The 13881-nt window shown below is 68.2% G+C and carries 9 protein-coding genes; 2 read left to right on the forward strand and 7 right to left on the reverse strand.

The features are described 5' to 3' along the window. Positions 1-125: 125 nt before the first annotated feature. The gene (locus tag PA27867_RS03195) at positions 126-2474 is read left to right on the forward strand and encodes a hypothetical protein (RefSeq protein WP_066593088.1); all 2349 of its coding nucleotides are present in this window, start codon (positions 126-128) and stop codon (positions 2472-2474) included. 320 nt (positions 2475-2794) lie between these two features. Here the strand turns inward: PA27867_RS03195 and PA27867_RS03200 are convergent, their stop codons facing one another. The 4 genes from PA27867_RS03200 to glf all read right to left on the reverse strand — a co-directional run bounded on the left by PA27867_RS03200 (position 2795) and on the right by glf (position 7710). Next, the gene (locus PA27867_RS03200; protein ID WP_066593090.1) at positions 2795-3553 is read right to left on the reverse strand and encodes an ABC transporter ATP-binding protein; all 759 of its coding nucleotides are present in this window, start codon (positions 3551-3553) and stop codon (positions 2795-2797) included. Next, positions 3537-4409 (reverse strand): ABC transporter permease, encoded by an 873-nt coding sequence (locus PA27867_RS03205; RefSeq protein WP_066593093.1) that lies wholly within the window; start codon positions 4407-4409, stop codon positions 3537-3539. Before PA27867_RS03205 ends, PA27867_RS03200 begins: the two co-directional genes overlap by 17 nt. Before the next feature lie 98 nt (positions 4410-4507). After that, positions 4508-6526 carry a glycosyltransferase gene (locus tag PA27867_RS03210; protein WP_066593096.1) on the reverse strand — a complete coding sequence of 673 codons (2019 nt, stop codon included), beginning with the start codon at positions 6524-6526 and terminating at the stop codon, positions 4508-4510. A gap of 17 nt (positions 6527-6543) precedes the next feature. After that, positions 6544-7710, reverse strand: a complete 1167-nt coding sequence (gene glf / locus PA27867_RS03215; protein ID WP_066593098.1) for a UDP-galactopyranose mutase — start codon at positions 7708-7710, stop codon at positions 6544-6546. 181 nt (positions 7711-7891) lie between these two features. On the opposite strand from glf, the gene PA27867_RS03220 reads away from it, so the two are divergent. Beyond that, the gene (locus tag PA27867_RS03220; protein ID WP_157109100.1) at positions 7892-9757 is read left to right on the forward strand and encodes a hypothetical protein; all 1866 of its coding nucleotides are present in this window, start codon (positions 7892-7894) and stop codon (positions 9755-9757) included. Positions 9758-9775: 18 nt separating this feature from the next. On the opposite strand, the gene PA27867_RS03225 is transcribed toward PA27867_RS03220, so the two are convergent. The 3 genes from PA27867_RS03225 to PA27867_RS03235 form a co-directional block, all read right to left on the reverse strand. Further along, complete coding sequence (locus tag PA27867_RS03225; protein WP_157109101.1) at positions 9776-11059, reverse strand: hypothetical protein; 1284 nt, start codon at positions 11057-11059, stop codon at positions 9776-9778. A gap of 83 nt (positions 11060-11142) precedes the next feature. Next, on the reverse strand, positions 11143-12447 hold the full coding sequence (locus tag PA27867_RS03230) for an O-antigen ligase family protein (protein ID WP_066593106.1): 1305 nt from the start codon (positions 12445-12447) through the stop codon (positions 11143-11145). Then, a complete protein-coding gene (locus PA27867_RS03235; protein ID WP_066593109.1) occupies positions 12444-13757 on the reverse strand; it encodes an O-antigen ligase family protein in 1314 nt (437 codons plus the stop codon). The genes PA27867_RS03230 and PA27867_RS03235 overlap by 4 nt, the downstream gene beginning before the upstream one ends. Positions 13758-13881: the final 124 nt, after the last annotated feature.

Raw genomic sequence — 13881 nt, forward strand, 5'->3', positions numbered from 1 at the left:
GCGTTAGGGTGGTCAGACGTGCGCAGAGGCGTGGTTGGTGCAGTGGGGGGCTGGTTTCAGGGCTTTTCGTTGGGCGTTTCCCGCGGTTGGCCGCACGACCACCGACCAGATAGCCGAGGCCACACGTGTACAGACCCGACCCAGAGCGGGGAGCCGGCGTCATTCGGCGCCCGGTCACCCGCAACCTCGTCGCGATCCTGAGCGTGTTCGCCCTCGTGCTGGGCCTGCTGACCGTCGGCGCCACCACGGGCCAGGATTCGGCTGAGGCCGCCAGCGCCGGTGACTTCAATCCCGGCAACATCATCAGCGACGCCGAGTTCTACAACCCCGGCACCATGACGGCGAACGAGATCCAGGGATTCCTGAATTCCCGGGTGCCGAACTGCCGGTCCGGCTTCGTCTGCCTGAAGGACTACTCCCAGGCCACCGCCAGCCAGAGCGCCAAGAGCGAGGGCTGCGCCGCGTACCCCGGTTCCGGCAGTGAATCCGCCGCCACGATCATCGCCAAGGTCGCGGCCGCGTGCGGGATCAACCCGCAGGCGCTCCTCGTGCTCCTCGAAAAGGAGACGAGCCTGGTCAGCGACACCTGGCCGTCCTCCCTGCAGTACCGCAAGGCCGTGGGCTACGGCTGCCCGGACACCGCCGACTGCGACGCCAACTACTATGGCTTCTTCAACCAGCTCTACAATGCGGCCTACCAGTTCAAGAAGTACCAGGCCAACCCGGGTTCGCGCGGCTACGTCGCGGGCCGCTGGAACACCATCCAGTGGAACCCGAACTCCTCCTGCGGCTCCTCCAACGTCTACATCGAGAACCAGGCCACCGCCGGGCTCTACCTGTACACGCCGTACCGTCCGAACGATGCCGCGCTGAACAACCTGTACGGCACCGGCGACGGATGCTCGTCCTACGGCAACCGCAACTTCTGGCGTCTCTTCACCGACTGGTTCGGTGACACCCACAGCGGCAGCTCCATCGTGCGCGACACATCCAGCGGCGGCCTCTTCCTCATCTCCGGAACGTCGAAGTACCCCATCCCGACCATGGACGTGTACTACGCCCTGGCCAACCTGGGCAGCTACCGCGACGTGCCCGCCTCCTATCTCGCCGGGTACAGCACCGGAACCGCCGCCAGTGAGCTGGTGCGCAACCCGCTGACCGGGGAGATCGCGCTGGTTCAGGCGAACAGCCGGCACCGCTTCAGCACCTGCAACCAGGTCTCGGACTGGGGATACAACTGCTCCACGGCGATCGACCTGATGCCGGGCCAGTGGGCCAAGCTCCCGTCCAGCGGTGACGTCTCGGCGTTCGTCGTACAGCCGGGCAGTTCAACCGTCTACTACCTCAACGCGGCGACCCGGTTCCCCGTCGACGAGTGGGCCGGCGTTCTGCGGCTGAACGGCGGCGGCGCACCCTGGGTGGGCACGATCCGCAACTCCGCCGCGGAACGGTTCCCGGTCGGCCGGGTGCTGGCGACGCCCGCGACAGCGGTCAAGTCGGCGTCGTCGAGCGATGTGTTCCTGATCGACGGCTGGGGATCCCGGATCCGCATCCCGTCGATGGCGATCCTGTCCGAGTACGGCCTGAACTCCATCCGCACCCTCAGCGACAACGCCATCAACGGCTACCCCCGCACCGGCGCCGACCTCACCATCGTCGCGAACTGCAACGGCACAGAGGGACTCGTGCACGGCGGGGCGTTCTCGGCGCTGAACAGCAACGGAACCGGCATCCCGGTCACCGGGCTCGACGGAACCACCTGCGCCGCCTTCGCCGGCGGGGCCGCCATCGCGTCGGCCGCGTTCGTGCTCACGCCGGGTTCGCCCGATGTATACCTGCTCACCGGCGGCGCCGCCCGGCCCGTGTGGGGCTGGAACGACGTGCTCCGCCTCAACAACGGGTCAGCTCCGGTCATCTCCGCCCTCGCCGGCGGCACGGTGCAGGGACTGCCCCAGCCCGGCGGCGTCGTCGCCCCGTACTCGCTGGTGAAGTCGAACCAGGATGCCACGGTGTGGGTGACCGACGGTCTGGACAAGAAGCTGCGACTGGACTCGTTCGGTACCAGCGACGCCCTGGGCCTCGGGTCCTACCGGGTCGTGCCCGATCAGCTGCTGAACGCCTACGGCACCACGGGTGCCACGCTCAGCCGCGCGGTGTCCTGCTCCGGAACGACCTATGTCGGCCTGGGCGGCACGCTGTACTCCGTGTCGGCCGGTAACCCGCACGGGCTTCCGGTTGTCGCTCTCGGTGACGCCTGCGGCCTGCTCAACCGCTCCGGCGGTGCGCCACTCGACCGGGTGTTCCTCAAGTCCAGCACGTCCTCCGTGGTCTACTACCTCGCCGGTGGCCAGCGCCGCGCGGTGAACTCCTGGTCCGACCTGGTGGCACTGAACGGCGGGTCTGTTCCGCAGATCTTCACCGTCAACCCGTCGGAGGTGTCGACCCTGCCCGATGGTGGGGCCGCCACCCTCTAACCGGGCATCACACACAGCGCGTCCCGACTTCGGTCGGGGCGCGCTTCTGTGTGTATGCGGGGCCGGTACCACGGCACCGACACCCCGGCGCGACGGCGCGACGTCCCCGGTGGGCCGGTGGGGTGCGGGCAGACCGCCGGATGCCCCGCCGGATACCCCGGCGCGGCGCCCCAGGGCGCTCTCAGGCGCCGGGAGCGCGACGACGGCCACGCGCCGGGGCCGAGCGTGCCGACGCGTGTGAGAGCGTCCTGACGGCTACCGCCGAGTGGGTGCGTCGCGACACACCGGTGCGGCCGGAAGGCGACTGTGGCGCGTGGTCGCTACTGGGCGCGCATGCGCGCGACGGCCTCGTGCGATTCGCCGTCGAAGACGACGCGGCCTTTGTCGATCAGGATGCCGCGCTCGCACAGGTCGGCGACCATGCCGAGGTCGTGGCTGACCACGACGAGGGTGCGTCCCTCGGCGTGCAGCTGGCGGATCTTGGCCAGGCACTTGCGCTGGAAGGGTTCGTCACCCACCGAGAGGATCTCGTCGACGAGGAGGATGTCGACCTCGGTGTGGATCGCGACGGAGAACGCCAGCCGCAGGAACATGCCGGAGGAGTAGTGCTTGACCTCGGTGTCGATGAACTTGGCGATCTCGCTGAACTCGACGATGTCGTCGAAGCGCGCGTCGATCTCCTTCTGGGACATGCCCAGGATGGCGGCGTTGAGGTAGATGTTCTCCCGGCCGGACAGGTCGGGGTGGAACCCGGCGCCCACCTCGATGAGGCCCGCGACGCGGCCGCGGGTGAGGACCTCGCCGCGGTCGGGGCGCAGAACGCCGGAGATCAGCTTGAGCAGGGTGGACTTGCCCGACCCGTTGAAGCCGAGCAGCGCGACGGACTCGCCGGTGTTGATCCGGAAGCTCACGTCGTCGAGGGCGTTGAAGCTCGAGGAGATGGGCTTGCGGCGGAGCGCCGCGATGACCGATTCCTTGAGGGAGTGGGTGTGCCGGAGCAGGAAGGTCTTACTCAGGTCTGAGGCGATGATCGCCAGGCGCGGTTGCGCCTCGGCCTGGGCGTTAGAGGTCTTGGGCAAAGCGGCGCTCCAATCGGCGGAAGACGAGCTGCCCGACGACGAGCAGGACGCTCGCCGTGACCAGTGCGCAGAGGCCGTAGAACCACAGGCCGGTCGGCATCGGGATCTGGCCCTCGGTCGTCGGGTACCAGAAGCCGGCGTGCAACAACTCGACCGCGGCCGTGACCGGGTTGAGCTGGTAGATCACCATGAGCCAGTCCGGCAGGATCTTCTCGACCATCGTCCACTGGTACAGCACGGGGGAGGCCCAGGTCGCGACGAGCAGGATCAGTTCGACGAAGTTCTGCGCATCGCGGAAAGAGACGTTGATGGAGCCGAAGAACAGGCTGAGCCCCATCGCCAGGAGCACGATGATGAGGACACCGAGCAGGATGCCCAGCACCTGCACCAGATTCGGGTGCCAGCCGGTGAGCACGCAGACCACCGCGAGCACCAGGGCCTGGGGGAGGAAGTTGATGAAGGCCACAAGCGTGGACGACACCGGGAACAGCTCCCGGGGCAGGTAGATCTTCTTGATCAGGGGCGCGTTGTCGACGAGGGACTTGGTGCCGTTGCTGAACGCCTCGCTGAACAGGTTGATCACCACGAGCCCCGAGAACAGGTACACGGGGTAGTTCGGGATACTGCCGTTGAGCTGCAGGAACACGCCGAGGGCCACGAAGAACACCAGGAACTGCGTGATCGGCTTGACGTAGGACCACATCCAGCCCAGCACCGAACCGCGGTAGCGCACCTGCACTTCTTTGCGCACGAGCAGGGACAGCAGGTACCGCCGGCGGAATACGTCGATCAGTCCCGCCCCTTGACCTGGCCGGACGAACCCGTCGAGGTCGGGTACTGGAGCGATTTGCGTCACGCGGGTCCTATCATCGAGTCGCCTGCCTGGGTTTCACCGGGAGGGGGCAACGGGCCCACCCGTGATTCTAGCTGTATGCCGCGGCGCGGGACTCGTCCCTATTCGCGGGTGCTTTCGGCGGGAACCGGAGCGGTGTCGGCTGCCGGAACGGACGCGGGGACGACCGGGCCGAGTCCGAGCGTCGACGTCCAGGACTCCAGCGACGTGAGGTCGTGCTCACGCGAGCGGTACGTCTCACTCAGCGTGCTCCACCGGCGGCGGAAGCGCAGGTTCTGGGTCAGGCTCGACCAGAGCAGCGACCGGAACATGCCGCGGTCGCGGATGTGCCAGGTCACGCCTGATCCCTCGGCGTTGGTGATGACCACGCTGTCCATGCTCGGCACGGTCCACCACGGCGCCGTGCGGGGCAGGTGGGTGTCCGGGCGGACGCTGGCCTGCGGGTGCGGCTTCTTGAGGCCGTGCCGCACGAAGCTCTTGATCAGGAACGAGTAGAGCTGGCGACCGCTCGGGCGCGGCTCGTCGCTGCCGACGAGATTGGTCATCGGGAACCGGCCGAAGCGGCCGAGGTCCTTGATGAGGGCCGATTCGGGGTAGTCGCCGGCCAGGGCGCGGATGGCGGGAAGCCGGGTGGTCAGCTCGCCGTGCAGGGCGTCCGGTCCGGCCATGACGCTCTCGTAGGCCAGCTGGCGCAGCTTGACCGTGTAGTAGTCCATGGTCAGCAGGTGCCGCACGTCGGAGGCCAGGTTGCTGATGGTCAGGCGCCCGCCCTTGGCATGCGGGGAGTGCAGCAGGGCCGCGACGAGACGGTTACGGGCGTGGTAGAACGCCTGCCAGTCCCTGGAGTCGTCCTTGTCGACCCAGGACACGTGCCATACGGCCGCGCCGGGCAGGCTGACGGTGGAATAGCCGTGCTCGGAGGCGCGCAGGGAGAACTCGGCATCGTCCCACTTGATGAACACGGGAAGCGACAGGCCGACCTCACGGATGATCTCGATCGGGATGAGGCTCATCCACCAGCCGTTGTAGGCGACGTCGTTGCGCTGGTGCAGCCAGGTGGTCTGGCGCAGGTTCATGGCGGTGAAGTCGTGCCGCGACGGCGTGATCGGGCCCCACATGAAGTTCCACGTGTCGATGGACTCGGCGAAGGCGTGCAGCTTGGTCTTGTCGAACATGTCGAACATGTGACCGCCGACGATGGTCGGGTCGGTGCACAGACGGGCGAAGGCCAGGGCGCGGCGGATGCTCTCGGGCTCGACGACCACGTCGTCGTCCAGCAGCATCACGTAGTCGCTGGTTCCGGCCGCGACGGTCTCGAGCATCCCGCGGGAGAACCCGCCGGAGCCGCCCGCGTTGACCTGGTCGATGACGCGCAGGCGTCCGCCGAGTGCGGCGTCCACCTCGGCGTACCGGGCGTGTTCGCGGATCTTGTCCGTGCCCTGGTCGACCACGAGGATCTGGTCGAGTCCGGCCAAGACGTCCGCGTCGGTGGCGATGGTGGCCAGCAGCTCGAGGCAGTAGGCGGTGCGGTTGAGTGTGGTGATCGCGATGGTGAGGGTGCGCTCCGGGCCGACCGGCTCGTCGGAGGGCGGTGCCTGCCATTCGGCGCTGGTGAGGGCGAAGTCCTCGCCGCGCGAGACCAGGTCGAACCAGTACCAGCCGCCGTCGATGAAGTAGTCGAAGCCGAGGTCGAAGTCCACCGTGCCGGCCTCCTCTACGTGAGCGGAGTCGACCACCTGGATCACACCACGTGCGTTGGAGCGGTAGACGATGATGTCACCGGGGCCCGTGGTGGAGATGCTCAAGCGCACGCCGGTGAGCTTGGTCCAGCGACGCCAGTAGCTGGCGGGGAACGCGTTGAAGTAGGTGCCCAGCGAGACCCGCTTGTCGAGGCCGGGCTTGAGGCCCCGACGGCCGTCGAGCATGGGCGTGACGTTGTGGTGGGTGAGGCGCAACGGCTGCAGCGTCGACTCGTCGGATGCGGCGCCGCGGCCGCGGCCGGTGACGGCGCCAGGGGTGACGATCTGGGTCCACTCGTCGGGGTCGACGTAGAGCGGCGCGACGTCGGGGTCGGACGACGACGGGAAGATCACTTTTTGCAGAACGATGGGGGTGGACATGGTGAGACTCCGACTCGCTATTCGGTGCGCCCGCGAAGGAGCGGCTTGAGCTTGTTCTCGAACATGGAGAGCGCAGAACCGATGGCCATGTGCATGTCGAGGTATTGGTAGGTACCCAGCCGGCCGCCGAAGAAGACGTCGGGCTCGCCCGCCTGGAGGGCGCGGTAGGACTGCAGGCTCTGCCGGTCCTCCGGGGTGTTGATGGGGTAGTAGGGCTCGTCGGCCCGGGTCGCGGCGCGGGAGAATTCCCGCATGATCACGGTCTTGTCCTTCGGGTATTCAGCGCGCTCCGGGTGGAAGTGGCGGAATTCGTGGATCCGGGTGTACGGCACGGAGGAGTCGGCGTAGTTCATCACCGGGGTGCCCTGGTAGTCGCCGACGTTCAGCACTTCCTGTTCGAAGTCCAGGGTGCGCCAGGTGAGCTCGCCGCCCTGGTAGTCGAAGTAGCGGTCGACGGGTCCGGTGTAGACCACGGGTACCCGGCCGACGACGGACTTCTTGTTGTATTCCTGGGACTCGTCGAAGAAGTCGGTGTCCAGGCGGACCTCGATGTTCGGGTGGTCGGCCATCCGCTCGATCCAGGCCGTGTACCCGTCGACGGGCAGGCCCTCGTGGGTGTCGTTGAAGTAGCGGTTGTCGTAGTTGTAACGCACGGGCAGCCGGCTGATGACCTCGGCGGGCAGCGCCGTCGGGGAGGTCTGCCACTGCTTGGCGGTGTAGTCCCTGATGAACGCTTCGTACAGCGGTCGGCCGATCAGGGAGATCGCCTTCTCCTCGAGGTTGCGGGACTCGCCGGTGGCGAACTCGCTGGCCTGGCCCTTGATCAGGGCCCGCGCCTCGTCGGGAGAATAGGCCGCGCGGAAGAACTGGTTGATGGTGCCCAGGTTGATCGGCAGCGGGAAAACCTCGCCGCCGAAGTTGGTGAAGACCCGGTGCTCGTAGTTGGTGAACTTCGTGAAGCGGTTGACGTACTCCCAGACCGGCTCGTTGGAGGTGTGGAAGAGGTGCGCTCCGTACTGGTGCACCTCGATTCCGGTTTCGGGCTCCGGGGCGCTGTAGGCGTTGCCGCCGATGTGGCTGCGGCGGTCGATCACCACAACCTTGAGGCCGAGTTCTCTGGCGGCACGTTCCGCCACGGTCAGGCCGAAGAAGCCGGAGCCGACGACTACAAGGTCAACCGTCATATCAAAAAAGTCCTTTGTCTGGGATGGTGCAGCCACGCTCCTGCAACGTTCCACGATAGCCGATGCTTGCTGGGAGGGTCCCCTTTTGGGGTGCCCCGGCCGCGTCCGAATGGCCTGGGAGGGGCCGTATGGTCGGTCTTCGCGGCAGTTTCACCTGATGGCCCCAAGGTATGGTGAATCAGTGACAGACGCACGAGTGGCCAGAGTATCCGGCCGCGGCCGATTCCGAACCGGCGCAGTGGTGGTGGCAGCTCTTCTGCTCCACCTGATCACGCAAGCCGGCATGTACCTGGCCACCCCGGGTTTCTCGCTCGGCCGGTTCCGCGATTACTTCGTGCACGATCAGCTCGGCTACCTGGCGATCGTGAAGAATTTCTCAGAGGGACTCTTCGCCGCCGTCGAGCCGGACACCGAGACCGGGGCGAACACCTACCCGCGGATGTACTACGAGGCCATCGGCCTGGTGGCCCGCGTGACCGGGTGGGACCCGATCGTGGCGTGGAACGTGTGCGGCATGGCCGTGCAGCTCGTGCTCGTCGGGCTGCTCGCCGGCATCCTCGTCGGCCTGAGCCGGCGCTGGTGGGTGGGCCTGATCGCGCCGGTTCCCTTCATGCTCGGCACCTTCTCCCGGCTCACGGTCACCGGCTGGTACACCCCGCTCGAGTCGCACGCCGTGATCTGGGGCCCGTTCGGGATCCTGCACACCCTCAACGGCGAATCGGTGTCGCTCTCGCTCGCCGCCATCTGCCTGCTCTCCCTTGGCATGCTCTGGTTGCGGCCGGCCCGTCCGCGCACCCGGGTGCTGCTCACGACGCTGATCAGCCTGGTCCTCGGCGGCCTGGCCAATGTGCAGACCTACTCCTTCATCGCCGCGATCTACCTGCTTGCCTTCGGGCTGGCCACCTGGGTGATCCTCCGCGGCCGGCACTACGTGCTCGCGGCCCTGTCCGTCGTCCTCATCCCGGTGGTCTTCCTGGCCGGACCCACGGTGGCCGACGCGGGCGGCCAGCTGCCGGCGCTGGTCTTCGGTTTGCTTCCCGCCGTGCCCGGCATGATCGCCCTCATCGTGCGGAGCCGCGGCGCCGTGCTGCTGTACTGCGTCGCGGTCGTGCTCGGAGCGTCTCCGCAGGTGGTCCAGACCGTCGTCGGCCTCGTCACGGGCGACCCGTTCCTGGCCTACCGGGTGGCCTCGAACACCAAACTCGGCGTGCCGCTGGAGACCGGGCTGATCTCGGGCCTCGCGCTGATCGTTCCCCTCATCGTCATCCTCGCCGCCGCCATCTGGCGCAAGCGCCCGCTCTGGGGTGCCTACGCGCTCGGCGCCGCCCTTGCCTGGGTCATGCTGGGCACCAACGACATCTGGGGTGCCAACGCCGAGCCGTACCGGCTCTACATGGACGTGTTCTTCCTCGTCGCGGCCACCATCCTGCCGATCGGTGTGCTGGTGTTGACCGATCTCTGGAGCGCCCGGGCCGGGCAGGTGCAGCCGGACCCCAGCGGTGCCGAAGCGGATGCGGTCGCGCCCGCGCCGGCCGTGACCGGACGCTCCGTGCCGCGCTGGGCCGTCCTCGTGGCCGCGCTGCTCTGCGTCGGGATCGCCACAGTGTCGCTCACCGACTGGTGGGTGTTCTACCGCAGCGGCATCGCCCGGGCCCTGATGGTGACCGATTCACCGCGCGACCAGGCGCTGACCGAGCTGGCGCAGCAGTCGGCCCGGACGCATCCAGGCACCCTGGTCATGGTGGACTCCTGCATCGACCCGCGGGTGCTCAAGGTCACCTCTGGCGTGCCCATCGCGTACTACCACCTCGGCATGGCCTGGCCCACCGACTACGACGCGATCGCCACGATCGTGTCAGCCCGGCTGAGCGGCGCCATCGACCGGGACGCAGCCATCGAGGGCAACGCCACCCAGGTGCTCACCGACAGCGACTGCGGCGACGACTGGGGCGACCGCTACGCGGACGACCTCGTCGAACAGAGCAGCCTGCCGTACACCCAGGCCGACGGCTCGAGCGGCACCATCACGCTCTGGGGCCTGGAGTAAGCACCCGGCGGCAGCTGCTTACGCGGCGGTGACGCGAGTCTTCCGCACCAGGATCAGGTACACGGCGTGCAGGAGGACTCCGGCCGCCGGGCCCACCAGCAGCGCCAGCACGGTCTTCTCGATGAAGCCGAGGGGCAGCAGCAGGCAGCCGATTGTGGTGAGGGCGGCGACGATCCAGCCGGCGCTGAACGCCGCGTGGGCGTTGCGGGAGAGCACCGCGGGGGCGCTGACGCACAGCGCGCCGACCAGAGCTGAGGAGAGCACGAGGATCGCGATGATCCAACCGCCCACCGTCGGCGCCTCCGGGTAGACGAAGGCGAAGATCGGCGGACCGAGCAGGTAACCCAGCACGGCGAGCACGAGCCCGACGGCGACAACAGCGCCCTCCAACATGAGCAGGGTGCGCCAGAACTGCGCGGCCCTGGTGCGGAAGAAGACGATCAGGAAGCTCTGCAGCGCCATGCCGACCACGATCAGGGGCGCGCGCGTCAGCGTGGCCGCGAGGACGATGATGCCCAGATCGTCGGCCGAGACCGTGGGCGAGGTGAGCTTGAGCACGAGCGGGAACCCGCTGATCATGATGCCCATCGCCGCCGCGGCCACGATGGTTCGGCCGACGTTCCAGGTGAGCTGCGGCAGGGAGACGTCGAGCCGGGTCTTGCCCACGATGCGGGCGCGGGCGAACGGCCACACGGCGAGCACGGCCACCGGGAACGGGATGGCGATGGCCCAGGCGAAGGCGACGGCATCCGGGATCAGGTAGGCCACGCCGATCACGAGCACCAGGCGCAGCAGGCCCTCGATGCTGATCAGCGCGAACAGGGCCTTCCAGTGGCTGACGCCGTAGAGGGAACCGGCCAGGACCGCCAGCGGCACGTAGGAGGCGGCGCCGACGGCCAGCGGGTAGACCATGGCCCAGCCGTGTTCGGGGAAGACAGCGGCCTGCCAGAACGGTGCGGTGCCCAGTACGAGCACCAGGACCCCGAAGAACGCCATCAGGGCGAACTTGCCGGCCTGGCCGGACCGGGTGGTGTCACCCGGGAGCCTGGCCTGGGTGCCCCGGGTGATCTCCTGCTGAATGCCGGTGAGAGCCGCGGCGACCAGGAAGGTGAAGGCCCAGAACACCGCGAAGGTCGCGTACGGGGCGACGCCGATCAGCTTCGGCACCCACGCCGTGATCAGATAGCCGGCGATCCCCACTAGGCCCGTTGCGGCCACGATCAGGATGAAGCCGTTGCCGGTCTTCGCGGTCGCCGTCTCCACGACGGGCAACTCCTGGTCTGGCTCTTCTGTCTGACTCACGTGCACGGGTCCCGCTTCCTCGACTGGTCGTTCCATTGTGCGTGCTTCGGTGCTGGCACCGGCGCAGGCCGTTCGCCGCGAGCCTAGCCGTCCAGGCTGTTACGCAGGCTCGGCCCCAGTAACCGCCGCCAGCTCTGCCCCTGCGCGGCCTTCACCGAACAGATCAACAGCAGCACCCAGCCGTACTCCACCAGGACCGTGCTCTCGGCCGCGGAGGTGACGAGCAGCACCACCAGAACGAGTGGCGACCAGACGTACACGACGGGCCGTTTGTTCGAGGCGAGCAGCCAGGAGCGCACGAAGGCCAGGATCACGAGCGTCACGAAGGACAGGAATCCCACGAGGCCGACTTGGAAGTATACGTCGAGGAAGGCGTTGAGGGCTGACGCGTGCTGGCTGTTCGTGACGAAGTCCAGCCAGCCGTACGGGCTGATCTTCTCCGGCCAGATGCCCGTCCAGCCCCAGCCCTCGAGCGGATGCAGGTCCACCAGGCGCCACATCTCGCGCCAGAGCGACGAGCGGGTTTCGAACTCGCTGCCGGCGTTCAACTGGCTGATGATGCCGGCCCGGGCGACGAAGACGACCAGGGCCGTGAGCACCGCGGCGCCGAGCAGGCTCAGCTGCAGGAGCCAGCGGTTCTCGGCCGGCGTGCGCCGCAGCCAGTACAGCGCAAGGGCGGCGATACCCACGGCGCTGGCGACGACCACGAAGACGGGGGAGTGGGTGAGGATCAGGCCGAGCACCGCGAGGGCGATCGACCAGGCGGCGCGGCCTGGACGCACCGAGCGGGAGCGCAGCTCGATGATGAAGCTGATCGCGGCGATCAGGGAGACCAGGCCGAGAACGTTGCGGGAACCGAAGATGCCCTGGATCGGGCCGAGCAGGGCGATGTTGCCCTGCACGCCGAGGAAGGTGATCGGGAGGTCGAGCAGGAGCCCGGAGAGCACCTCGAGGGCGATCGACAGCCCCAGGAGCACCCGGAGGACGTCTCCGGTGGCGCGGACGATCTGGATGGTGTCGCGCACCAGGGCCACATAGATGGCCAGGAATGCGAAGGCCAGCTGGTAGCCGACGCCGCTGAGCGTGCGCAGGGGATACTCGCTCCACAGCACCGACAGGGCACACCAGACCAGGAACACCAGGATCGACACCGGCAGCAGGCCGTGCCACTCGATGCTGTGCCGCCGGGCGATCATGGATGCCGCGGCCAGGAGCACCAAGCAGATCAGCGCGCCCAGGAGCCCCGGCCACCCCATCAGGCTGCGTACCAGGTGCGTGGCGAAGGCCAGGCCCAGGATCAGGTGGGTGAGCGTCGCGCTGAACCGCGGCGATGAGAAGGCCGCGGAGACCGCGGCGGGGATGTGGCGGGGCCGGGACTGGTCCCTCATCGCCGGCCCACGCCCAGAAGCTCGGCGTCTGCGCCGGGGCGTTTGGTGGTCACGGCGAGGATCACGAGCAGCACCCAGCCGGACTCGACCAGGATGCGGCTCTCCGCCAGGCTTTGCGCGAGGAGGGCGACCGTGAGCAGAAGCGGCAGCAGCGAGACGACGGAGAACGGTTCGGTGTCGGCGACGCCGAGGCGCGGCCGGTCGACGGCGAGGAACCAGGCCCGCCACAGGGTCGACAGGGTCAGCGCGGCGAAGACGATCAGGCCCAGGATGCCCAGCTGCAGCCAAACGTCCAGCCAGGCGTTGTGGGCCTGCAGGTATTGCACGCCCTTCCGCACCGCCAGGCCGTTGAACGGCTCCACCCACGGCGCCCAGTAGCTCACCCAACCCCAGCCGACGACCGGCCGCTCGCCGGCGAGGCCGATGACCCGGGACCAGATGTCGAATCGTCCGGTGAGGTCCTCGCTCTTGCCGAGCAGAGAGAGCAGGGTCGAGGAGAAGGCGACGAGCCCGACGACGGCCGCGGCCAGCGCCGCCGCCGCCGTGACGTAGAGCGGGCGGCGGCCCAGCGGCGGCAGCCGGCGTGCCCACAGGGCGAAGAGCAGCGCGACGGCGACGGCGACGAGGGCGACGGACACGGTGGCCGACCGGGTCAGCCAGAGCATCACCAGCGCCACGGCCACCCAGAAGATGCCGCGCCAGCGCGTCACGGTGCCGCCGACCAGCTGCACGGCGAAGACGATCAACGCCAGCAGAGCGATGAAGCCCAGCAGGTTGCGGCTGGCCACGATGCCCTCGATCGGGCCGCCCTCGAGCAGCAGCGCCCGCGACCAGTAGAACGCGGCGGGGATCTTGCCGCTGTACTCGACCCAGAACGGCAGCACCGGATGCCCGATGAACACGGCCACGATGAACTCGAAGACGACGGACAGGCCGAGGATCAGCTTGAGGGCCACGCCGAGGGTACGCAGCAACTCGGTCCAGCTCAGGCACAGGGCGAGGAACAGCCCGGCGATGGTGGTCGCCCACTGCAGGGTCACCCCGATGGCCCCTGCGCCTGGATACGCCGACCAGGCCAGAGACAGGGTCGCCAGCAACAGGAACGCGGCCAGGGATTTCGGGAAGCCCCGCCAGGTCCACTCCCGCCGGATGGACAGGAGGTAGCCGACGCTGCCTACGAGGACGACCACGGCGATGGCGCCGAATCCCCACCAGCCGAGCAGGTTGCGCCAGGCCTGGCCGGCCAACACGGTGAAGAACACCAGGGTCGCGAAGAGGCGAACGGTGAGACGGCTCTGCACGACGGGCATGTGTCTAGGGTACTGGGGACGCCTCTGCCGGACGGCGCGGATCCTCTGATACCCTGAGGGGTATAACCCGAGCGGATGTCGGCGCGTTCTGTGCGCCGCACCGCCCCGCGCAGCCCCGGAGGGA

The organism is Cryobacterium arcticum, from assembly GCF_001679725.1.
GTDB lineage: Bacteria > Actinomycetota > Actinomycetes > Actinomycetales > Microbacteriaceae > Cryobacterium > Cryobacterium arcticum_A.